The sequence below is a fragment of the Spongiactinospora gelatinilytica genome (assembly GCF_003236385.1).
Lineage (GTDB): Bacteria > Actinomycetota > Actinomycetes > Streptosporangiales > Streptosporangiaceae > Spongiactinospora > Spongiactinospora gelatinilytica.
In genome coordinates this window covers 16,660-38,179 of record NZ_POUA01000026.1, presented here as the reverse complement: position 1 = coordinate 38,179, position 21,520 = coordinate 16,660, and the positions used below count along the sequence as shown (strand labels likewise).

Sequence of the window (21,520 nt, the reverse complement as noted above, 5' to 3'; positions counted from 1 at the left end):
CCTTGCCCTGCCGCTCCCCCGCGCACCCGGCCACCCCGACCAACGCGACCAACGCGACCACCAGCGCCGTAATCATCTTTTTGGTCCAGAACACCGGGCCGCCCTTGTTCGTTGATCTGGGCCGGCGGTGGGGGGCGGCCGAAAGCCCGGCGGGGTGTCATGGGTAGTCCTGGGCCGACTCCCCCCGCAGAATTCTGGCCAGGTCCTCCCACCATGGTGGGACATCGGCCCGCAGTTCGGCGTAACGACGCGCCACCCGGACGGCACATCCGACCGGATCGCTGCCGGAGTGGTGGTGCCGGACCGGCCCCTCCCGCCAGCGGTAGCTTCCGTCGCGGAAGCTCACCACGAGCCCGATCCACACCGAGAGGGTGGAGTCATCGCAGACCTCGTACGCGTCGGTGACTCCCAGACCGATCAGCTCGGCCCGGAGCTTGCCTATCGCCGCTTGGGCATCAGTCACCAGCGGCCAACTCCCGCGTGTTGCACAGAGAGTGATGTACCCACCATCAAGGCCCGAGTTCGCCTCACCGGCCCGGTTGCTACCCGATCGTAATCGAACGCGCGGGACGCCCCGCTAACGGCGGTCGGGAAGCTCGGCGGGCTCGGTGACGACCATGATGAAACGGCAGGTGGAGGTGCCGCCGTTGGCGTAGCGGTGCGGGCGGTCGGCGCTGAACAGGGCGGCTTCGTCGGTGCGGACGTGGTAGTCCTGGCCGAGCACGGTCAGGGTCAGCTCGCCCTCGATCACCGTGATCATCTCGCGGGTGCCCGCCGGGTGCGCGTCGCCGTCGTGGTACTCCCCCGGGGCGAGCCGCCAGTCCCACAGCTCCAGGATCGCCGGGGCGTCGGTACCGACCAGCAGCCGGGCCGATCCCTGGCCGTGCTGGAACGTGACCACCCCCGCACTCCCGACCACCCGGACCACCGGGGTGTCGGCGACCTCCACGAGCCGGGCCACGGTGACGCCGAGGGCGTCGCCGATGCGGGCCAGCGTGGTCACACTGGGGTTGGTCCGGGCCTGCTCGACCTGCACCAGCATGCCCCGGCTCACCCCGGACCTGGCCGCCAGCTCGTCCAGGGTCATCCGGCGGTGCGCGCGCTGCGCCCGCACGTTGTTCGCGATGGCCGCGGCGAGAGCCCCGTTGTCGTTCGACATACAGTGCATTGTAGTGAACCTGATTTGCAGTTGGTTGCACCACTCTGGTGTACTTCGTTGTACTACTGGTACAACTCAGTGAACCGGAGCACTCCTTGACCGCAGTCGTCCTCGCCACCGCGTGCGCGCTGGTGTACGGCACCGCCGACTTCTTCGGCGGGCTGGCCACCAGGCGTTCCCGTCTGCTGGCCGTCGTCGTCCTCTCGCAGTTCTCCGGGCTGGTCTTCGTGGCGGCGGTGCTGTCCGCGATGCCCGGCTCGCCCTCCGTGGAGGCGCTGCTGTGGGGCATGGTCGCCGGCGTGTCGGGAACGACCGGCCTGCTGCTGTTCTACCGCGCCCTGGCCGCGGGCACCATGTCGGTCGTCGCGCCCACCACGGCGACCACGTCGGCCGCCGTGCCGGTGCTGTTCGGGCTGGTGTCCGGCGAGCGTCCCGCGTTGACGGCCCTCGCCGGGGTCGTGCTCGCGCTGGCCGCCGTACTGCTGGTGAGCCGTGCGCCGAAAGGCGCGGCGGCCTCCGCTCCGACGGGACCACTGCTGTCCGCGCTGGCCGCGGGCGCGGGGTTCGGCGGCTTCTTCATCCTGGTCGCCCAGGCTCCCCACGACGCCGGGCTGTGGCCGCTGGCCGGGGCAAGAACCGTGTCGATCGCGCTGGTCGTGGTGCTCGCCCTGATCACCCGGCGCACGGTGCGGCCGGGGCCGGGCGCGCTGCCCATCATCGCGGTCTCCGGCGTGCTGGACATGCTCGCCAACATGCTCTACCTGCTGGCCGCCCAGCGCGGGCTGCTCAGCCTGGTGGCCGTGCTGGTGTCGCTGTATCCGGCGACGACGATCCTGCTGGCCAGGTTCGTGCTGCGGGAGCGCCTGCGCCGGCTCCAGATGGGCGGGGTGGTCATGGCGCTCGCCGCGGTCGCGCTGATCGCCACCGGCTAGCCCGGGCCGCTGACATTGTCAGCATCGGCGGAGGCTTGTTACGTTCATCACCGTGCAGCCCGAGCGCGCACTTTTCAGGTCGGGGTCGTTCGCGCACATCGCTGTGCCGTACGGCTCCGATGAGAGCTACCTGCGCCTGGTCCTCCCGCTGGTCGGCGAGGCGTTGCGGGAAGGCCACGACATCCTCGTGGTGACCGGGCAGCCCATGCTGGACCTGCTCGCCGAGATGCTGGGCGAGGACGCGGCCCGGGTCGACCGGCGGCTCAAGACCACCTGGTACACCCACCCGGCCCGCACTCTGACCGCCTACCACGAGTACGCCGAGCCGTGGGCCAAACGCCAGACGCTGCTGGTCGGCGAGCCGGTCTGGCTGGGACGCAAGGAGCGCGACATCCGGGAGTGGATCAGGTACGAGGCGGCCATCAACCTGGCCTTCGCGGACGCGCCGATCGTGGCGCTGTGCCTGTACGACGAGCGGGCGACACCGCCGCAGGTCCTGGAGGACGCCATGCGCGCCCACCCCTGGACCCTGAACGGCAACGGTCTCGACCTCAGCCGCGGCTACGTCCCGCCGCAGCACTTCCTGCTCAGCGGCGACGAGCTGCCCTTCCCCGACCCGCCGCCCTCCCGCGTCGTCGTCGCCTTCACGCCGCGCGACCTGGGCCGGGTACGGCAGGTCGTCGCGGCGGCGGGCGAGGGCGCGGGCCTGGACCGGGACACGGTCGGCTCCCTGGTGCTCAGCATGTCGGAGATCGCCGCCAACACCGTGGAGCACGGCGGTGGCTCGGGCTCGGTCGCCATCTGGACGGCGGGCAGCGAACTCATCTGCGAGATCGCCGACCCCGGAGGACGCCTGGACCTGCCGCTTCCCGGATTCCTCCCGCCCCGCCCTGAGTCGCCGCGCGGCTACGGCCTGTGGATCAGCCGCCAGCTCTGCGACCTCGTCGAGACCCGCCACACCGCGGGAGTACTGCGGGTCCGCCTGCACATGATCCTCCCCTGACCTCCGCCGGGGCAGGCGTCAGGGCCGTTCTGACCTGGGAGCGGACGCACCGGACCCGGGGCAGGTGAGGCGGGCGAGGGCTGAGGCCGGGGTCTACACGGCTACCGGGACGCGCAGCGCGCCGACCTCGCGGGCGTAGCCCTCGAGCATGCCGCGGAGCTGCCGCCGGCCGCGGTGCAGGCGGGACATCACCGTGCCGATGGGCGTGCCCATCCGCTCGGCGATCTCCTTGTAGGCGAATCCCTCGACATCGGCCAGGTAGACGGCCTCCCGGAACTCGTCAGGGAGCGACCGCAGGGCGTTCATCACGACGTTGTCGGGCAGCGCGTCGAGCGCCTCGGACTCGGCGGAACGGAGCCCCGTCGACATGTGGGACTCGGCGGCGGCGAGCTGCCAGTCCTCGATGTCCTCCGTCGCCGACAGCTTGGGCGAGCGCTGCTTCTTGCGGTAGTCGTTGATGAAGTTGTTGGTCAGGATGCGATGCAGCCAGGCCTTGAGGTTGGTGCCCTCGCGGAACTGGTGGTACGAGGTGTAGGCCTTCGCCACGGTCTCCTGCACGAGGTCCTCGGCGTCTGCCGAGTTGCGGGTCAGGCGCATCGCGGATGCGTAAAGTTGCGCGGTGACGGGCACGACGTCGCGTTCGAACCACGCCTGGCGCTGCTCTTCGGTCATAGAGATCATGTCGTATCCCCCTCGTACTCTTCCCCCCGTAACCACACAGCGATAGGCATGACGCGCCCATCCGCTTCTTCGGCGGCCACGTCATCGTCCCAGGCAGGCCGTAATGGTTTCGTTAAGAGTCTTTCCTGCTCAGGGGGTCTAGCGTTACCCGGGCATGCGGCGGACGTACTCACACCAAGGGCCAGGCAAGTCTCATTAGGATAACACTGTTTACTCGATTCGATGCAAAGTGTGGCAGGCATCACACCGAATGGTCTATGGCTACCGTGGTCGTCATGCAGCAAGTCGATCGTCATGACCCCGCGGCGCGCCGCTGGGCGGCCGAAGCCATCCGCCAGGTCGAAGCCGACGCTCATAGAAGTTGTGATACCCACCTCCACGTCTTTCCGCTGCCCGCACGCTGGGACGTAAACCTCTACCTGAAAGACGAGTCGGTGCACCCAACAGGTTCACTCAAACATCGACTCGCCCGCTCGTTGTTCCTGTACGGCGTGGCCAACGGCTGGATCGGCCCGGAGACCACGATCGTGGAGGCCTCCAGCGGGTCCACCGCCGTCAGCGAGGCGTACTTCGCCCGCCTGCTCGGCCTGTCGTTCGTCGCGGTCATGCCGGAATCGACGTCGCCGGAGAAGATCGCCCTGATCGAGTTCTACGGCGGCAAGTGCCATCTGGTCGAGGACCCGTCGGCGATCTACGCGGAGTCGCACCGGCTGGCCGCCGAGTCGGGCGGGCACTTCATGGACCAGTTCACCTACGCCGAGCGGGCCACCGACTGGCGGGGCAACAACAACATCGCCGAGTCCATCTTCCAGCAGATGGAACTGGAGCCCTATCCCGAACCCACCTGGATCGTGGTCGGCGCGGGTACCGGCGGCACGTCCGCCACCATCGGCCGCTACATCCGCTACCGCCGCCACGCGACCCGCCTGGCCGTGGTGGACCCTGAGGGGTCGGCGTTCTATCCGGCCTGGACCGGCGGCGACTTCTCGGCGACCGCCCCGGGCTCGCGCATCGAGGGCATCGGCCGCCCGCGGGTGGAGCCGTCGTTCCTGCCGTCGGTGATCGACCGCATGATCCGCGTGCCGGACGCGCTGTCCATCGCGGCGATGCGGTGGGTCCGCGAGGTGACCGGCCTGAACGTCGGCGGCTCCACCGGCACCAACGTGGCGGCGGCCGTGCAGGTCCTCACCGAGATGCGGCGGACCGGCGAGCGGGGCAGCGTGGTGACGCTGATCTGCGACGGAGGCGAGCGGTACCGCGCCTCCTACGACAGCGACGCCTGGCTCGCCGACCGCGGCATCGACATCGCTCCCCATCTCGCCGATCTGCGGGAGTTCCTCAGCCGGTAGTGGCCGGGTCCACTCCGAAGGTGGTGGCCAGGTCGTCCAGCATCGCGCCGGCGCCCAGCAGGCCCACCGCGCTCATCCAGGTCAGGTCGGAGACCTCGTGCTTCTTGCCCTTGAGCCGGCCCCACAGCGGGTTGCCCTCGAACTTCTGCTTGATCTCGTCGACGGCCGGGTCGGGGTAGACCGCCACGAAGATGTGGTCGGCGTCGAGCTGGGCGATGTTCTCCTGGCTGATGTTCACCGCGATCTGGTCGCTGGTGGGCTGGTCGGCGGGGCGCGGGAGGCCGACGTCCTTCAGCACGACGCCGGAGTAGGACTTCTCCACGTAAAGCCGGACGGTCGGCTCCCCGGCGAACCGCACGACGGAGACCATCGGCAGCTTCCCGCCGTTCTTCTCACCGATCGCCTCGCCGATCGCGGCGGCCCGCTCCTCGTACTGCTCGATCTTGGCGTCGGCCACGTCCTCCTTGCCGAGGGCCTGGCCCATCAGCCGCAGGTTGTCCTTCCAGATGGCGCCGGTGGTCTCGCTGAACACGGTGGGCGCGATCTTCGAGAGCTTGTCGTAGAGCGCCTCGTGACGAACCTTCGCCGAGACGATCAGGTCCGGCTTGAGGGCGATGACCTGCTCCAGGCTCGGGGCCTCCAGGGTGCCCACCGCCTTGGCCGCCGAGCCGTGCTTCTGCAGCGCGGTGCCGAGGTAGTCGGGCAGCTTCTCGTCGATCGCCCGGTAGGTGGTGAAGCCGACGACCTCGGTCTCCAGGCTCAGCACGGCGTCGACGAAGCTCTGGTCCAGCGCCACCACGCGTTTCGGCTGGGCCGGAATGACCGTCTCGCCCATGGCGTGCTTGATCGTGCGGGGGTAGGAGGAGGCCGGGGACGCCGGGGAATCGGTGGTGGTGGACGGGGTGGTGGACGCCGGCTGCGCCGCCTGCGGGGTGCTCGATCCGCATGCCGACAGGCCGGTGGCGAACACCGCCCCGGCCAGGCACGCGAGCAGGGCGCGCGACACTCTCATCGGCTGTTTCCTCCGTAGAACATAAAACCAAGGTAAGGCTAACCTCATTGAGATTAGCCTTACCTTGACTGGCATACTCCATGGGGTCGTCACAGTACGGAGAGGAGCATGGGTGAGCACCACCGCGCCGCCGTCCCGCGCGCGACCGGCCACCCCGCTCCACGCGATACACCGGCGCCGCACGCTCGTCCTCGGCGCGCTGCTGGCCGCGCTGGCCGCCGCCGTGCTGCTGAGCGTCACCATCGGGGCCAAGTCCGTGCCGCTGGGCGACACCTGGCAGGCGCTCACCGCCCCCACCGGCACGGAACACGACATCATCATCCGCACCCTGCGGGTGCCCAGGACCGCGCTCGGCATCATCGCCGGGATCGCGCTGGGCGTCGCGGGCGCGCTCATGCAGGGTCACACCCGCAACCCGCTCGCCGACCCGGGCCTGCTCGGCGTCACCCAGGGCGCGGCGTTCGCCATGGTGCTGGCCATCATCGTGTTCGGCATGTCCAGCCTGTACGTCTACATCTGGTTCGGGCTGGCCGGGGCGCTCATCGCCAGCGTCGGGGTGTTCGCGCTCGGCATGGCCGGCGGGCGCGGCGGCCCCACGCCGGTCACGCTCGCCCTGGCCGGGGCCGCCGTCAGCGCCTTCCTCTACGCGCTCACCTCCACGATCGTGCTGCTGGACGAGCGGGCCATGGACACCTTCCGGTTCTGGCAGGCCGGGTCCATCGCCGGGCGGGGCTCCTCGATCGTCTGGCAGGTGCTGCCGTTCGTCGCGGCCGGGCTGATCCTCGCCCTGGCCAACGCGCCCGGCCTCAACGCGCTGTCCCTGGGCGAGGACGTCGCGCGCGGCCTCGGCCAGAACGTCGCCCGCACCCGCGCCGTCGGCATCGCCGCCATCACGCTGCTGACCGGGGCGGCGGTGGCCGCCTGCGGGGCCGTCGCGTTCGTCGGGCTCGTGGTCCCGCACCTGGCCAGGCCGCTGTCCGGTCCCGACCACCGCTGGCTGCTGCCCTACGCGGGGCTGATCGGCGCGGCCCTGCTGCTGGCGGGCGACGTGCTCGGGCGCGTGCTGGCCTGGCCGGGGGAACTGGAGGTCGGCGTGGTGCTCGCGCTCGTCGGCGCGCCGTTCTTCGTCGCGCTGGTCCGTCGCAGGAAGCCGGTCCGGCTGTGATCCCGGCGGTGATGGGCTCATGACCACGCTGGTGCGGGCCGTACGGCTGGGCGGCGCCTCCTGGCGGCTTCGCCCGCGAGCCGTACTCGTTACCGTCCTCGGCCTCGCCGCCCTGGCCTTGCTCATGGCCCTGAACATGCGCATAGGCGACCTGGAGATGAGCCTCGCCGAAGTGATCGGCGGAGTCACCGGGGACGGCCCTGCCAACCTCGTGATCATGGAGCTGCGGCTGCCCCGCGCCCTGACCGGCGCGCTGGTCGGCGTGGCCCTCGGCATGGCGGGCGCGATCACCCAGGCCATCGCGCGCAACCCGCTGGCCAGCCCCGACATCCTCGGCGTGACCACCGGCGCGAGCGTCACCGTGGTCGCCGTCATGGTGGCCACCGGCACGATGTACGGCGGGACGAGCGGCGCGCTGGCCGGCGCGGGCGTCCCCGTCATGGCCCTGGGCGGCGGCCTGCTCGGCGGGCTCGCCGTCTACCTGCTGGCCTGGCGCCGCGGGCTGGACGGCTACCGCCTTGTGCTGGTCGGCATCGGCGTGTCGGCCGTGTTCACCAACGTGAAGTACTGGCTGCTGACCATCGGCGACGTCAACGACAGCACCCGGGCCATGACCTGGATCAGCGGCTCGCTGCACGGGCGCGGCTGGGAGCACGTCGCGCCGGTGGGGCTGGCGCTGGCCGTCCTGCTCCCCGCCGCGCTGTTCGGCGGGCGGTCACTGGCGGCGCTGCGGTTCGGCGACGACACCGTGACCGGTCTCGGCGTGCGGACGAACCTGGCCAGAAGCCTGATGATCCTCGCCGCGGTGCTGCTCGCCGCCGTCGCCACCGCCTCCGCGGGACCGATCTCGTTCGTCGCGCTCGCCGCCCCGCAGATCGCGCTGCGCCTCGCCGGGGTCGCCCACCCGCCGCTGGTGATCTCCGCCGTCGCCGGCGGCGTACTGACCACAGGCGCCGACCTCGTCGCCAGGACCGTCTTCTCCCCCGTCGAACTCCCCGTCGGCGTCGTCACCGCGGTCCTCGGCGCCCCCTACCTCGTCTACCTGCTCATCCGCGCACGCCGGGAGGCACGCACATGAGACTTCAGGCCGTGGACGTACGGCTCGGGTACGGCGAGCGGATCGTCGTGGACGGGCTCGACCTCGGCGTCGAACCGGGCACCATCACCGCGATCATCGGGCCCAACGGCTGCGGCAAGTCCACCCTGCTGCGCGCCCTCGGCCGGCTGCTGCGGCCCGCGGGCGGCGAGGTGCTGCTGGACGGCAAGCGGATCGACAAGATCCCGAGCAAGGAGGTCGCCAAGGTCCTGGGGGTGCTCCCGCAGGCCCCGACCGCGCCCGAGGGGCTGACCGTCGCCGACCTCGTGGCCAGGGGACGCCATCCGCACCAGAGCTGGTACCGTCAGTGGTCGTCGGACGACGAGGCCGCCATCCAGAAGGCGCTGTCCATGACCGGCCTGCTGGACCTCGCGGAACGCCCGCTGGACGAGCTGTCCGGCGGCCAGCGGCAGCGGGCCTGGATCTCCATGGCCCTGGCCCAGGGCACCGACCTGCTGCTCCTGGACGAGCCGACCACGTTTCTCGACCTCGCCCACCAGGTCGAGGTGCTCGAACTGATCCGCCGCCTGCACAGCGACGCCCGGCGGACCATCATCATGGTGCTGCACGACCTCAACCTGGCCGCCCGCTACGCCGACCGGCTGGTCGCGATGCGCGACGGCCGGCTCGTCGCCGCGGGCGCGCCGCACGACGTGCTCACCGAGCAGATGCTGCTGCGGGTCTTCGAGCTGGACGCCAAGGTCATCGCCGACCCGGTGGCCGGTACGCCGCTGGTGGTGCCGATCGGCACCAGGCACGGCGCGCCGTCAGTCGCCCAGTAGGGCGTCCACGAAAACCTCGGGGTCGAACGGCGCCAGGTCGTCGGCCCCCTCGCCGAGTCCGACCAGCTTGACCGGCACGCCCAGCTCACGCTGCACGGAGATGACGATGCCGCCCTTGGCGGTGCCGTCGAGCTTCGTCAGCGCGATGCCGGTGACCGCGACGGCCTCGGCGAACACCTGGGCCTGGCGCATGCCGTTCTGGCCGGTGGTGGCGTCCAGCACCAGCAGGACCTCATCGACCGTGGCCTTCTTCTCGATGACCCGCTTGACCTTGCCCAGCTCGTCCATCAGGCCGGTCTTGGTGTGCAGGCGACCGGCGGTGTCGACGATCACCACGTCGGCCTTGTCGGTGATGCCCTTGGCGGTCGCGTCGAAGGCCACCGAGGCGGGGTCGCCGCCCTCGGGACCGCGGACCACCTCCGCGCCGACCCGCTCGCCCCAGGTCTGCAACTGGTCGGCGGCGGCGGCGCGGAAGGTGTCGGCGGCGGCGAGCACGACCTTCTTGCCGTCGCCGATGAGCACGCGGGCCAGCTTGCCCGTGGTGGTGGTCTTGCCGGTGCCGTTCACGCCGACGACGAGGACGACGGCGGGGCGCTCGCCGTGCGGCGCGGTGTGCAGGGTGCGGTCCATGTCGGGGCCGACCTGGGCGAGCAGCTGCTCCCGTAGCAGGCCCCTGGCCTCTTCATGGGTGCGGGTGCCGAGTACCTTGACCTTGGTACGCAGCTCCTCGACCATCGCCCGCGCCGGGCTCACGCCGACGTCGGCGGTGATGAGGGTGTCCTCGATCTCGTCCCACGCGTCGTCGTCGAGCCGGTCCCGGGACAGCAGTTCCAGCAGACCCTTGCCGAGCGCGTTCTGAGAACGCGCGAGCCGGGCGCGCAGCCGCACCATCCGCCCGGCGGACGGCGGGGGCACCTCGACCTCGGGCTTGACCGGCGGCGGCACCACGACGGGCGCGGGCGGCGGGACCGTGGTGGTGGCCCCTTCCGCCTCCTCCCCGGCGGGCGGCCTTACCGCCTCCTCCTCGCGCTCCTCCTCCACCGGCGGCTTCGGAGGCGCGGGGGGAACACCCTTGCCCCCGGGCCGGAACAGCAGGAAGAGACCGCCGGCCGCCAGCAGGGCGACGACGACAACGATCACGATGATGCCGAGGTAACCTTCCACGCCCGCCAGTTTTGCATGTTTGGGGCACCCTGCGCGCCACGCTGTACTCATGGCGCTCGCTACGCTCGCGCGGACCCGGGCGCCTTCAAGGCCGTGCGTGGTTGCGGTAAGTGCGCCCCTATGGGCGCTCGCTGCGCTCGTGGCCAGGGGGACCGCGCGGGCGCAGCGAGCGTCAAAGAGTCGCAGCCACCGCGACCACGCACGGGACCGGGCGCGGTCGTGTCCGGAGCGACGAGGGAGGGAGTGAGGGAGTGAGGGACGAGCGAGTGAGCGACTGAGCGAGGAGCGGAGGGCGCGGCCTTGAAGGCGCCCGGGCCCCGCCCGAGCGGAGCGAGGGCAATCAAACGCGCTCCCTCAGGCGTTGGCTGACGACCTGTGTCACGCCGTCGCCGCGCATGGAGACTCCGTAGAGGGCGTCGGCGATCTCCATCGTCCGCTTTTGGTGGGTGATGACGATGAGTTGTGAGCTTTGCCGCAATTCCTCGAACAGCGTCAGCAGGCGTTGCGTGTTGGTGTCGTCAAGGGCCGCCTCGACCTCGTCCATCACGTAGAACGGTGACGGCCTCGCCTTGAAGATGGAGATCAGAAAGGCCACCGCGGTCAGTGAGCGTTCCCCGCCCGACAGCAGGGACAGTCGCTTGACCTTCTTGCCCGGTGGCCGGGCCTCGACCTCGACGCCCGTGGTGAGCATGTCGCCGGGGTCGGTGAGGAGCAGCCGGCCCTCGCCGCCGGGGAAGACCCTGGAGAAGATCGTCTCGAACTCGCGGGCGACGTCCTCATAAGCGGCGGCGAAGACCTGTTCGACCCGTTCGTCCACTTCCTTGACCACGAGCATGAGGTCGCGCCTGGTCTTCTTGAGGTCTTCGAGCTGCGAGGTCAGGAACGCGTGGCGTTCCTCCAGGGCGGCGAACTCCTCCAGGGCCAGCGGGTTGACCTTCCCGAGCTGGGCCATCTGGCGTTCGGCGATCTTTGCCCGCTTCTCCTGCTCCTCGCGCACGTAAGGGACCGGTTCGGGGTCGGCGGGCACCGGTACGTCAGGGCCGTACTCCGTGACCAGCGCGTCCGGCTCCACGCCGAACTCCTCCATCGACCGTTCCTGCATCCGCTCCAGCCGCAGCCGCTGCTCGGTGCGGGCGACCTCGCTGCCGTGCGCCCGGTTGACCAGTTTGTCCAGTTCGCCGCCCAGCTCCCTGACCCGGACCCGGACCGCCTTCAGCTCGGCGTCGATCTGCCCCCTGGCCTGTTCGGCGTCGTCGCGCTCGGCCGCGGCCAGCGCGATGGACGACTCCAGCGCCGACAGCGCGCGTTCCGCGCCCTCCACCACGGACCGCGCCACCGCTGCCTGACGCCTGCGGCGGGCGCGTTCGGCGGCGGCGGAGGCGCGTTCGGCGCGTTCGCGTTCGGCGGCGTGCAGCAGTGCGTCGGCGCGGCCGGAAATCCCGGAGACGCGCTCCTCGGCCGTGCGCACGGTCAGGCGGGTCTCCATCTCGGCCTGCCTGGCGACCTCGCAGGTGGCGGCCAGCTCGTCGCGGATCTCGGTGGTCGGCTCGGCCTCCAGTTCCTCTCCCGCCTCGGCCTCGGCCAGCCGTTCCTCCAGCTCGGCCAGGCCCGCGGCCTCACGGTCGCGGGCCTCCTCCGCGGCGCGTACGCCGCCCGCCAGGCGGGCGCACTCGGCGCGCGCCGCCTCGGCCGCGGCGGCGAGCTGGGCCAGCTTGCTGGCCGCCGCGGCGGCCAGCCGGTCGGACTCCCGCTGCCTGGCCCGGACCGCGTCCAGCGCCGCCTGCGCGGCGCTCAGCCCGCCCTGCGCACCGGTCAGGCCCGCCTGGGCCTCGGCCACGCGGACCTCGGCGGCCTCGACCGCGCCCTGCGCCTCCCGCTCGGCGGCGGCCGCCGCCGCGAGGTCGTCCGCGGTGGTCTCGGCGGTCGCGACCGCACGCGCGAGGTCGGCCACCGCCTCGTCCAGTACGGCCCGCACCTGGAGCGCCGAGCTGCCCTGCGCCGATCCGCCCGTCGCGAGATGCGCGCCCACCAGGTCGCCGTCGCGGGTCACCGCGCGCAGCCCAGGATGGACCTGTACGAGCGCCTGGGCCGCCGGGAGGTCCGGTACCACGACGACGTCGCCGAGCAGGCCCGCCAGCGCCCCGTGCAGCGTGTCAGGGGCGCCGACCAGGTCCAGCGCCCACTCCCCCGCCACCTCGGGACGCTCGCCGCCCGCCGCCTCGGCGGCGATGACCAGCGTGGACCGGCCGCCGTCGCCGGATCGCAGGTAGGCCAGGGCGTCGATCGCCTCCGGCAGGGAGGCCAGGGCCACCGCGTCGGCGGCCGGGCCGAGCGCCGCGGCGATGGCCGCCTCCGCGCCCTGCCGTACGGTCATGACCGCGGCCAGCGGGCCGAGCACGCCGGGCAGACCGGCGGAGAGCAGCGCGCCCGCGCCGTCGGCCGCCTGGGAAAGGCCCAGCTCAAGGGCATCGCGGCGGGCCTGAAGCGCGGCGATGGCGCGCTGCGCCTCCTGGTCTGTGCCACGCGCCGCGGCGACCGCCGACCGGGCCTCGGCCAGCGCCCCGCGCGGGCCCTCAAGGCCGCGCCTGGCCGTCGCCACGCCCTCCTCGGCGGCCTCGACGGCCTCCCTGGCGGCCTCCACCCCGGCGACGGCGATCTCGATCTCCTCGACGAGCCGGGGATCGGCGGCGGGCCGGCCGCTCTCCTCCGCGTCGTGGCCGGCCTGGGCGAGCGCGGCGCGTTCCTCGGCCTCGGCGAGCCCTTGGGTCAGTCGTCCGATCTCGTCGTGCGCCGCCGCGACCCTGCTGCGCACCGCGCCGACCTGCCCGCGCAGCCTGGCCAGCGCCTCGCGCCGGTCGGCCGCCGCGCGGGCCGCTGCGGCGAGCCTGCGCTCCTCGGTGGCCAGCGCGCCCTCCGCGGCCTGCCGGCGCGCCACCGCGGCCTCAAGGGCCTCCTGGGCGGTCTCCAGCTCCTCGGCCAGCTCCTGCTCCTGGGCGCGTACCTCGGCCGCCTCGCGCTCGTAGTCTTCCGGGTCGCGGCCCCTGCGGTCGATCGAGGCGGCGTCGGCGGCGTTCCTGTGCCGTTCGGCGGCCAGCCCGGAAAGGCCGCGCAGCCGGTCCTTCAGCGAGGACAGCGCGAAGAAGGTCTCCTGGGCGGCCCGCAGGCGCGGCTGCGCGGACTGCTCGGCGGCCTCCAGCTCGTTCTCCTGGAGCTGGGCCTGGGCGAGCTCGGTCTCCACCTGCGCGCGCCTGGACTGCACCGCGGCCTCGTCGGCCGCCTCCCTGCGCAGGATCTCGCGCAACGTCAGCACGTCGTCGGCCAGCAGCCGCAGCCGGGCGTCCCGCAGGTCGGCCTGGATGACCGCGGCCTTCCTGGCGATCTCCGCCTGCCGGCCGAGCGGCTTGAGCTGGCGGCGCAGCTCGGTGGCGAGGTCTTGGACGCGGGTCAGGTTGGCCTGCATCGCGTCCAGTTTGCGCAGTGCCTTCTCCTTGCGCTTGCGGTGCTTGAGCACGCCCGCGGCCTCCTCGATGAAGGCCCTGCGGTCCTCAGGACCGGCGTGCAGCACCGCGTCGAGCTGCCCCTGCCCGACGATGACGTGCATCTCGCGGCCGATGCCGGAGTCGGAGAGCAGCTCCTGGATGTCGAGGAGGCGGCAGGTGTCGCCGTTGATGGCGTACTCGCTCTGGCCGGACCTGAACATCAGCCGGCTGATGGTGACCTCGGTGTAGTCGATCGGCAGCGCGCCGTCGCTGTTGTCGATGGTCAGCGTGACCTCGGCACGGCCGAGAGGGGCGCGTGAGGAGGTGCCGGCGAAGATGACGTCCTCCATCTTGCCGCCGCGCAGCGACTTGGCGCTGTGCTCGCCCATCACCCAGGCCAGCGCGTCGACCACGTTGGACTTGCCGGAGCCGTTGGGGCCCACCACGCAGGTGATGCCGGGCTCGAACCGCAGGGCGGTGGCCGAGGCGAAGGATTTGAAACCGCGGAGGGTGAGGGTCTTCAGATACACGGATCCGGTCATCCCTCCCTTGACATGCGACGGCTAGCGGGACAGCCTACCGCCCTCCTGCCTCACGGAAGGGAAATGACGAGGGACGCCTCCCCGAGGCGTCCCTGTGCGGATTCTCGTGATGACACCGGCCCTCTCAGGTGAGGGCCGGTTCGCGATCCTGCAGGCGCGAGAACGTCTCCTCTCGGGACTGTGCCGAGAGGGCGTCGTTCTGTGCCTGGAGCCGGATGAGCTCTGCCTCCAGGTCACGGATGCGCTGCTGGAGACGGCGCACTTCCGAGACCATTCGAGGATCAGGACCACCGACGTGGCCGAGTAGAGCCTTCGCCATGGTAAAGGGTCCTCCACGCTGAGTGACCAGACTGGTTCGCGCACTTCATGCCGCGGGAGGGGTGCGCGTGGTTCTTATCAAGAGTCGCACCGGTGCGATGAGCGGTCAAGTTGAACGCTCTGCCTCATGCCCCAGTGGGCACTCCCAAGGTATAAATGTACCGCATTTGGGGGGTATAGCGGAAGTCGTTATCTCTCCTCAAAGCCCGTCAAACCACCTCGAACTTCGCTCCAGCGCTCAACCACTCCATCGACCCTGCCCGGCGTGTCGCAACCCCGCAGCGCCCCGAGCAGCTTGACACAGGCTTCCCGATCACCCTCGGCGACCACTTCGACCCGGCCGTCCGGCATGTTGCGCGCATGCCCGCTGAGCCCGAGTTCCAGTGCCCGCGCGCGGGTCCACCAGCGGAAGCCGACCCCCTGCACGTGCCCCCTCACCCAGGCGGTCAGTCGCGCTACGTCACTCATGACCGCCCCCGGGGCCGGACTTGACAGCGAGGGCAACTATAAGAAGACCGATTCATAAAGGGCTCCCTGACCACCGGGGTCCCGCATCGGCCGCAGGGCAGGTCACGTCTGCCGTAAACCGCGAGCGACCGGTCGAAGTATCCGCTCTCCCCGTTGACGTTGACGTACAGGCTGTCGAAGGACGTGCCGCCCTGGTCGAGCGCGTCGGCCATGACCTCGCGTACGCCGCGTAGCAGTTCGGCGATTTTCGGACGGGTCAGCCGCTCGGTCGGGCGCGCCCAGTGCAGGCCGGCCCGCCACAGCGCCTCGTCGGCGTAGATGTTGCCGACGCCGCTGATCAGCGACTGGTCCAGCAGCGCGCGTTTGACCTCGGTGTGCCTGGCGCGCAGCCGGCGGGCGAAGTCCTCGTCGTCGAAGGACTCCTCCAGCGGGTCGGGGGCGATGTGCACGATCGGCGCGGGGACCGGGCGGGCCAGCGGCACCATCTCGGTGACCAGCAGGTGCCCGAACGTGCGCTGATCGACGAACCGCAGCTCAGGACCACCGTCGGCGAACGACAGACGCACCCGCAGATGCTTTTCCACCGGCGAGCCGGAGTCGGTCACCAGGAGCTGGCCGCTCATGCCCAAGTGCGCCATGAGCGCGTCGCGCCCGTCGCCGAGCGGCAGCCAGAGGTACTTTCCGCGCCGCTCCGCGCCACGGACCTCGCGCCCCTCCAGGCGGGCCGCGAACTCCGCCGCGCCCGGCAGGTGACGGCGGATCGCCCGCGGGTGCAGCACCTCCGTCTTGGCGATCGTACGGCCGGACACCCATTGGTCCAGGCCCCGCCGTACGACCTCCACCTCGGGTAGCTCAGGCATGCTCGCGCCCCTCCCGTGTCGCCGCCCTCGAACCCAGCCGCGCGCTCAGCTCGCCGCCTGCTCCGGAGGCTCGCGCAGGGCCCGGATGCGGTTCCAGGCCGCCTCGGCCGCCTGCTGCTCGGCCTCCTTCTTGCTGCGGCCCGCGCCGAAGCCGTACTCGACGCCGCCCACCCTGACCACGGCGGTGAAGGACTTGGCGTGGTCGGGACCGCTCTCTTCCACCTGGTACTCGGGCACGCCGAGCGCCTCGGCGGCGGTCAGCTCCTGTAGCGAGGTCTTCCAGTCAAGCCCGGCGCCGAGCGAGGCCGAGCGGGCGATCAGCGGGTCGAACAGCAGATGCACCACGCGGAACGCCTCGTCCAGGCCCTTGTCCACATAAACCGTGCCGATCAACGCCTCCAGCGTGTCGGCCAGGATCGAGGACTTGTCCCTGCCTCCGGTGCCCTCCTCGCCCCGGCCCAGCCGCAGGAAGCGGCCGAGCTTCAGCTCCCTGGCCACGTCGGCGAGCGCGCGCATGTTCACCACGGCGGCGCGTAGTTTGGCGAGCTGCCCCTCGGGCAGATCGGGGTGGTTGCGATAGAGCGTGTCGGTCACGACCAGGCCGAGCACCGAGTCGCCGAGGAACTCCAGGCGCTCATTGGTGGGCAGCCCGCCGTTCTCATAGGCGTAGGAGCGGTGCGTCAGCGCGCGCTCCAGCACCTCGGTGTCCAGCCGGACGGCCAGGACCCGCTCAAGTTCGTCTCTGGCGACCTCGACGGCCACCGGCTTGGGGCCTGTGCCCACATCTCCTCCTCCGCGGAACCGATTACACCCGATGTGACGTTCGTCACTCCGGGGCGCGGTGGCGTGAGGGAAGCGGATGCCCGAGAACGTGGTGGGCGCCGGGAGGGCTCCGGCAGACCCCGGCGTCCACCACGGCCGCGGGCGAGTCAGCCACCGCTCGCGCCGACGGCGAAGCCGACCAGCGGCCATACTCGGCTACCGGCCGGCGACACGCGTCAGCACATGGCGATCAGGCCGACGGCTCGATGACCTGACGGCGGTTGTAGGTGCCACAGGACGGGCACGCCACGTGGGGACGCTTACGCTGCCTGCACTGCGGGCAGTCGACAAGCGCCACCGTGGCGGCCTTCCACTGGGCGCGGCGGGAGCGGGTGTTGCTCCGCGACATCTTCCGCTTGGGGACGGCCACGTCAGCCCTCCTGATCGTCGTTGAGTTGCATGTCTTACCGGTCTTGCGTGTCTTGCTTGTCGTCTTTCACCAGGTCCCGCAACGCCGCCCAGCGGGCGTCGACTTGCTCGTGCCGATGGTCAGGGCCGGCCTCGGCCAGCTTGACCCCGCACACTGTGCACAGCCCCGGGCAGTCTTCTCGGCAGACCGGGCTGAGCGGCAGCGCGAGGACCACCGCGTCACGGAACGTCGGCTCAAGGTCGAGCAGGTCGCCGTCGAGGAGGGAGTCCTCCTCGCCGGCGTCTTCGGCGGTGTAGAAGAACAGCTCCTGGAACTCGACCTCGACTCGCGAGGTCAGAGGATCCAGGCACCGTGCGCACTCCCCGCTGAGGGGAGTGCTCGCCGTGCCCGTGACGAGCACGCCTTCCATCACCGCTTCGAGCCGGATGTCCAGCTCGACATCGGCGTCTTTGGGGACGCCGATCAAGTTGACGGACAGATCCGCCGGTGCCGGAAGAGTGCGGGTCGTCTTCCGCATCGACCCCGGCCTCCGGCCCAGGTCATGGGTCGAGATCACCCAAGGGGCTCGCGGGTCGAGGTTGCGGGTAGACATTCTGCTCTCATCAGGCATGGCGAATGACCGCCGTTGTGCAAGGCCGATTACAAAGAATACCAGTCGCCGGTCAGCCCCTGAGCCGCTCGACCAGGAGCCGGTGCACCAGGTCGGGGACCAGGCCGGAGACATCGCCGCCGTACCGGGTGATCTCCTTGATCCTCGAAGAGGACAGGAAGGAGAACTCGGGGTTGGTGGACATGAACAGCGTCTCCACGCCCGACATCCGGTAGTTGAGCTGGGCCATCTGCAGCTCGTAGTCGAAGTCGCTGATCGCCCGCAGGCCCTTGACGATCGCGGCGATCTCGTTCTGCTTGCAGTAGTCGACCAGCAGCCCGTGGAACTTGTCCACCCGGACGTTGCCGTACTCCTTGGTCACGGCCTGGAGCATCTCGATGCGCTCCTCCACCGTGAACAGGCTTTTCTTCTCCATGTTGATCAGGACGGCGACCACGACCTCGTCGTACAGTCGAGACGCCCGTCCGATGATGTCCAGGTGACCATTGGTGACAGGATCGAATGACCCTGGACAGACGACGCGGCGCAAGGCACACCCCCCAGATCTACGGGTTCCCGGCGGCGCGACCGTACCAAACCGTCGCTTCCCCGTATCGCCTGGCCCTCTCATTGGCGATGCCGGCGGGCCAGCGCAGGTCCGTTCCGCGGGTCTCGCGCTCCACCGCGACCAGCGCCCCTGGGGCCAGCCAGCCGTTGTCCACCAGCCGTTCCAGCACCAGCGTCAGGTCCGCCCCGCCCATCGCGTACGGCGGGTCGGCGAAGACGAAGTCGTACGGCTCGCCCACGCACACGCGCGCCGCGACCCGCTCGGCCTTGTCCAGCGCCAGCTCCGCCCCGGGCAGCCCGAGCGCGGCGATGTTGGCCTTGATCACCCTGGCCGCCTTCGCGTCGGACTCCACCAGCAGGGCGTGCGCGGCCCCTCGCGACAGGGCCTCCAGGCCCACCGCGCCGGAGCCGGCGTAAAGGTCGAGCACCCGCGCGCCGGTCAGCGGCCCCAGCAGCGACCCGACCGAGGAGAAGATCCCCTCCCTGGCCCGGTCGCTCGTCGGCCGGGTGCCCCTGCCGGGGGGCGCGGTCAGCCGCCTGCCCCCGGCGCTCCCCGCGATGACCCGCATCATGGCCCCAATCTAGCGAGGTCCGGAAGGGGGGTTCTGCACGCCAGTCCCCGACCGCGATGAACCGGCCGTAAACCCCGCCAGGCCAGCGCAATGAACAGCGCAAGGAGCGGCGAGGAATGAACAAGGGTCGTTCCCATCGGACCGGGCTGCCCGCATGATGAGTGCTGCGGCCTTCAGGTGACCCAGGGGAAGGCCGACCGGCGTGATCGTGAGCCCTTCCGCACGCCGGTGCCCTCGGCACCTGACCCGAGGGTGGGCCCAGCCGGGGACGGCATTCGGGGGGAGGCCGTCCCCGTGGCTGGGCCCTGGGTCACTCTCATCTTCCGGTGCCCGTGACCTGCCTGGTCAGGTCTTCTCCAGGAACTCCGCGCGTTCGTCGGCCACCAGCCTGTCGATCTCGGCGCGCAGCGTGGGATGGCCGGCCAGCTCCGGATCGGCGGTCAGCAGCTCCGTGGCCTCGTCGCGGGCCGTGGCGATGACCTCCTCGTCGCGCAGCAGTTGCAGCAGCCGCAGCGACGACTTGCGGCCAGACTGGGCCACGCCGAGCACGTCGCCCTCGCGCCGCTGCTCCAGGTCCACCTGGGACAGCTTGAAGCCGTCGAGCGTGGCCGCCACCGCGTCGAGCCTGGCCCGCGCCGGGGTGGCCGCGGGCGAGTCGGTGACCAGCAGGCACAGGCCGGGCAGCCCGCCCCGGCCGACCCGGCCGCGCAACTGGTGGAGCTGGGAGACCCCGAACCGGTCGGCGTCCATGATCACCATGACCGAGGCGTTGGGCACGTCGACGCCCACCTCGATCACCGTCGTGGCCACCAGGACGTCGATCTCGCCGTCGGTGAAGGACTTCATCACCGCGTCCTTCTCCTCGGGGTCGAGACGGCCGTGCAGCACCTCCACGCGCAGCCCGGCGAGCGGGCCGCCGGCCAGCATGGGGGCCACCTCGGTGACCGCGAGCGGCGGGCGGCGCTCCTCGGCCTGGCCGTTCTTGTCGGGCGTCAGGTCTCCCTCGTCGCCCTCCTGCTCGCCGATCCGGGGGCAGACGATGTAGACCTGCCTGCCGAGCCCGACCTCCTCGCGGATGCGCTCCCAGGTGCGGTCCAGGTAGTGGGGCTTCTCGGCGGCCGGGACGACGTGGCTGCCGATCGGCGCGCGCCCCGCGGGGAGCTGGCTGAGCGTGGAGACCTCCAGGTCGCCGAACACCGTCATGGCCACCGTGCGCGGGATCGGCGTCGCGGTCATCACCAGCACGTGCGGGCGGGTGTCGCCGGCCTTCTCGCGCAGCGCGTCGCGCTGCTCGACGCCGAAGCGGTGCTGCTCGTCGACCACGACCAAACCGAGATCGGCGAACTGCACGCGGTCTTGCAGCACCGCGTGCGTGCCGACCACGATGCCCGCCGCGCCGGAGGCGGCGTCGAGCAGCGCCGTACGGCGGGCCGCCGCGCCCATCGACCCGGTGAGCAGCGCGACCGTGGTGCCGCCGAGCAGGCCGCCCGAGGCGAGGTCGCCGAGCATCGCGCTGATCGACCTGTGGTGCTGCTGGGCGAGGACCTCGGTCGGCGCGAGGAGCACCGCCTGGCCGCCCGCGTCGACCACCTGGAGCATCGCGCGCAGCGCCACCACGGTCTTGCCCGCGCCCACCTCGCCCTGCAACAGCCGGTGCATCGGGTGGGCGCTCGCCAGGTCGGCCGCGATCTCCTCGCCGACCTCGCGCTGGCCGTCGGTCAGCGCGAACGGCAGGCGGTCGTCGAAGGCGGCCAGCAGCCCGTCGTCGCTGCGCGGGCGGGCCTTGGCCGGCCAGGCGGCCGCGGCCAGGCGCCGCCGTACCAGCACCGCCTGGAGCACGAACGCCTCGTCGAACTTCAGCCGCCCCCGCGCGCGGTTGACGTCGGCGAAGTCGCGCGGCCGATGGATCGCGACCAGCGCGGCGGCCAGCCCCGGCAGCGACTCCCTGGCCCGCAGCGCGGCAGGCAGGGGGTCGGGCAGCGGGCCGAGCGTGTCGAGCACGACGCCGACCGCCCTGCGGATGACCCAGGAGCTGATGTCCTTGCCGGCCGGATAGATCGGCACCGGCGCGGTGGCGAACTCCGCCGCGCTCGCGTCGCCCTCGCTCTCGTCGAACAGCTCGAAGTCGGGGTGGGCGAGCTGCCAGCGCGGCCGGGTGGCGCTGCCGAACCTGCCGACCTTCCCGGCGAACATGCCCCGCCTGCCGGGTTGCAGCCGCGTCTCCACCGCATGGGACGCCTTGCCGAAGAAGGCCAGGTAGATGCGGCTCTGCCGGGCGTCGACCACCTCGACCTCAAGCCAGGTGCCGGACTTGTTGCGCATCGGCTTGCGCATCGTGCGCGACACCTCGCCCACGACGGTGACGTGCTCGTCCACCGCCAGCGAGTCGATCTCGGTCAGCTCGCCGCGCTCGGCGTAGCGGCGCGGGTAGTGGCGCAGCAGGTCGCCGACCGTGGACAGGCCGAGCGCGCCCTCAAGCAGCTTGGCCGTCTTAGGATCGAGGGCCCGCCCCAGCGGCTCGTCGAAACGCGTCACCCGACCAGTTCTATCGTGCGAGGGCGACAGATTCACTCTGCGACCTCACTCTGCG

21 protein-coding genes are annotated in these 21,520 nt (G+C 71.3%); 6 read left to right on the top strand and 15 right to left on the bottom strand.

All coding sequences use genetic code 11. From position 1 onward, the window contains the following. Positions 1–157: 157 nt before the first annotated feature. Together C1I98_RS05810 and C1I98_RS05805 are read right to left on the bottom strand one after the other, a co-directional pair. The gene (locus C1I98_RS05810) at positions 158–463 is read right to left on the bottom strand and encodes a hypothetical protein (protein ID WP_111166035.1); all 306 of its coding nucleotides are present in this window, start codon (positions 461–463) and stop codon (positions 158–160) included. Between the two features lie 114 nt (positions 464–577). Then, positions 578–1,159, bottom strand: a complete 582-nt coding sequence (locus C1I98_RS05805; RefSeq protein WP_111166034.1) for a helix-turn-helix domain-containing protein — start codon at positions 1,157–1,159, stop codon at positions 578–580. 95 nt (positions 1,160–1,254) lie between these two features. On the opposite strand from C1I98_RS05805, the gene C1I98_RS05800 reads away from it, so the two are divergent. Together C1I98_RS05800 and C1I98_RS05795 are read left to right on the top strand one after the other, a co-directional pair. Continuing rightward, entirely contained in the window at positions 1,255–2,091 is an 837-nt protein-coding gene (locus tag C1I98_RS05800) for an EamA family transporter (RefSeq protein ID WP_111166033.1), read from the top strand. Between the two features lie 52 nt (positions 2,092–2,143). Next, positions 2,144–3,094, top strand: a complete 951-nt coding sequence (locus tag C1I98_RS05795) for a sensor histidine kinase (RefSeq protein ID WP_111166032.1) — start codon at positions 2,144–2,146, stop codon at positions 3,092–3,094. Between the two features lie 93 nt (positions 3,095–3,187). Here the strand turns inward: C1I98_RS05795 and C1I98_RS05790 are convergent, their stop codons facing one another. Then, a complete protein-coding gene (locus tag C1I98_RS05790; protein WP_111166031.1) occupies positions 3,188–3,775 on the bottom strand; it encodes a sigma-70 family RNA polymerase sigma factor in 588 nt (195 codons plus the stop codon). Positions 3,776–4,050: 275 nt separating this feature from the next. Between C1I98_RS05790 and C1I98_RS05785 the strand changes: the two genes are divergently transcribed. After that, the gene (locus tag C1I98_RS05785; RefSeq protein ID WP_111166040.1) at positions 4,051–5,124 is read left to right on the top strand and encodes a PLP-dependent cysteine synthase family protein; all 1,074 of its coding nucleotides are present in this window, start codon (positions 4,051–4,053) and stop codon (positions 5,122–5,124) included. Here C1I98_RS05785 and C1I98_RS05780 read toward each other — a convergent pair. After that, positions 5,114–6,136 carry an ABC transporter substrate-binding protein gene (locus tag C1I98_RS05780; RefSeq protein WP_111166030.1) on the bottom strand — a complete coding sequence of 341 codons (1,023 nt, stop codon included), beginning with the start codon at positions 6,134–6,136 and terminating at the stop codon, positions 5,114–5,116. The two genes, C1I98_RS05785 and C1I98_RS05780, sit on opposite strands and share 11 nt — an antisense overlap. A 112-nt stretch (positions 6,137–6,248) precedes the next feature. Between C1I98_RS05780 and C1I98_RS05775 the strand changes: the two genes are divergently transcribed. Genes C1I98_RS05775 through C1I98_RS05765 form a run of 3 tightly spaced genes read left to right on the top strand, consistent with a single transcriptional unit; the run spans position 6,249 to position 9,179 of the window. After that, on the top strand, positions 6,249–7,301 hold the full coding sequence (locus tag C1I98_RS05775) for a FecCD family ABC transporter permease (protein ID WP_199536742.1): 1,053 nt from the start codon (positions 6,249–6,251) through the stop codon (positions 7,299–7,301). Positions 7,302–7,320: 19 nt separating this feature from the next. Beyond that, positions 7,321–8,379: a FecCD family ABC transporter permease gene (locus C1I98_RS05770; protein WP_111166029.1), complete on the top strand. Its 1,059-nt coding sequence runs from the start codon at positions 7,321–7,323 to the stop codon at positions 8,377–8,379. Continuing rightward, the gene (locus C1I98_RS05765) at positions 8,376–9,179 is read left to right on the top strand and encodes an ABC transporter ATP-binding protein (RefSeq protein WP_111166028.1); all 804 of its coding nucleotides are present in this window, start codon (positions 8,376–8,378) and stop codon (positions 9,177–9,179) included. Before C1I98_RS05770 ends, C1I98_RS05765 begins: the two co-directional genes overlap by 4 nt. Here the strand turns inward: C1I98_RS05765 and ftsY are convergent. The 11 genes from ftsY to recG all read right to left on the bottom strand — a co-directional run bounded on the left by ftsY (position 9,165) and on the right by recG (position 21,465). After that, positions 9,165–10,343, bottom strand: a complete 1,179-nt coding sequence (gene ftsY / locus C1I98_RS05760; RefSeq protein ID WP_233507211.1) for a signal recognition particle-docking protein FtsY — start codon at positions 10,341–10,343, stop codon at positions 9,165–9,167. The two genes, C1I98_RS05765 and ftsY, sit on opposite strands and share 15 nt — an antisense overlap. Before the next feature lie 340 nt (positions 10,344–10,683). Next, a complete protein-coding gene (gene smc, locus C1I98_RS05755) occupies positions 10,684–14,352 on the bottom strand; it encodes a chromosome segregation protein SMC (RefSeq protein WP_111166038.1) in 3,669 nt (1,222 codons plus the stop codon). A 136-nt stretch (positions 14,353–14,488) separates the two neighbouring features. Continuing rightward, the gene (locus C1I98_RS05750; RefSeq protein ID WP_111166026.1) at positions 14,489–14,683 is read right to left on the bottom strand and encodes a hypothetical protein; all 195 of its coding nucleotides are present in this window, start codon (positions 14,681–14,683) and stop codon (positions 14,489–14,491) included. A gap of 188 nt (positions 14,684–14,871) precedes the next feature. Then, on the bottom strand, positions 14,872–15,150 hold the full coding sequence (locus tag C1I98_RS05745) for an acylphosphatase (protein ID WP_111166025.1): 279 nt from the start codon (positions 15,148–15,150) through the stop codon (positions 14,872–14,874). Continuing rightward, on the bottom strand, positions 15,147–16,010 hold the full coding sequence (gene mutM / locus C1I98_RS05740) for a bifunctional DNA-formamidopyrimidine glycosylase/DNA-(apurinic or apyrimidinic site) lyase (RefSeq protein WP_111166024.1): 864 nt from the start codon (positions 16,008–16,010) through the stop codon (positions 15,147–15,149). Before mutM ends, C1I98_RS05745 begins: the two co-directional genes overlap by 4 nt. Before the next feature lie 45 nt (positions 16,011–16,055). Next, on the bottom strand, positions 16,056–16,733 hold the full coding sequence (rnc, locus tag C1I98_RS05735) for a ribonuclease III (RefSeq protein ID WP_397561987.1): 678 nt from the start codon (positions 16,731–16,733) through the stop codon (positions 16,056–16,058). A gap of 289 nt (positions 16,734–17,022) precedes the next feature. Further along, positions 17,023–17,202, bottom strand: coding sequence for a 50S ribosomal protein L32 (gene rpmF / locus C1I98_RS05730; RefSeq protein WP_111166022.1), 180 nt, complete (start codon positions 17,200–17,202; stop codon positions 17,023–17,025). A 34-nt stretch (positions 17,203–17,236) separates the two neighbouring features. Continuing rightward, the gene (locus tag C1I98_RS05725) at positions 17,237–17,794 is read right to left on the bottom strand and encodes a YceD family protein (protein WP_111166021.1); all 558 of its coding nucleotides are present in this window, start codon (positions 17,792–17,794) and stop codon (positions 17,237–17,239) included. Between the two features lie 70 nt (positions 17,795–17,864). After that, a complete protein-coding gene (coaD, locus tag C1I98_RS05720; RefSeq protein ID WP_111166020.1) occupies positions 17,865–18,341 on the bottom strand; it encodes a pantetheine-phosphate adenylyltransferase in 477 nt (158 codons plus the stop codon). Between the two features lie 16 nt (positions 18,342–18,357). After that, entirely contained in the window at positions 18,358–18,930 is a 573-nt protein-coding gene (gene rsmD / locus C1I98_RS05715; protein ID WP_111166019.1) for a 16S rRNA (guanine(966)-N(2))-methyltransferase RsmD, read from the bottom strand. Between the two features lie 345 nt (positions 18,931–19,275). Continuing rightward, positions 19,276–21,465, bottom strand: a complete 2,190-nt coding sequence (recG, locus tag C1I98_RS05710) for an ATP-dependent DNA helicase RecG (protein WP_111166018.1) — start codon at positions 21,463–21,465, stop codon at positions 19,276–19,278. Positions 21,466–21,520: the final 55 nt, after the last annotated feature.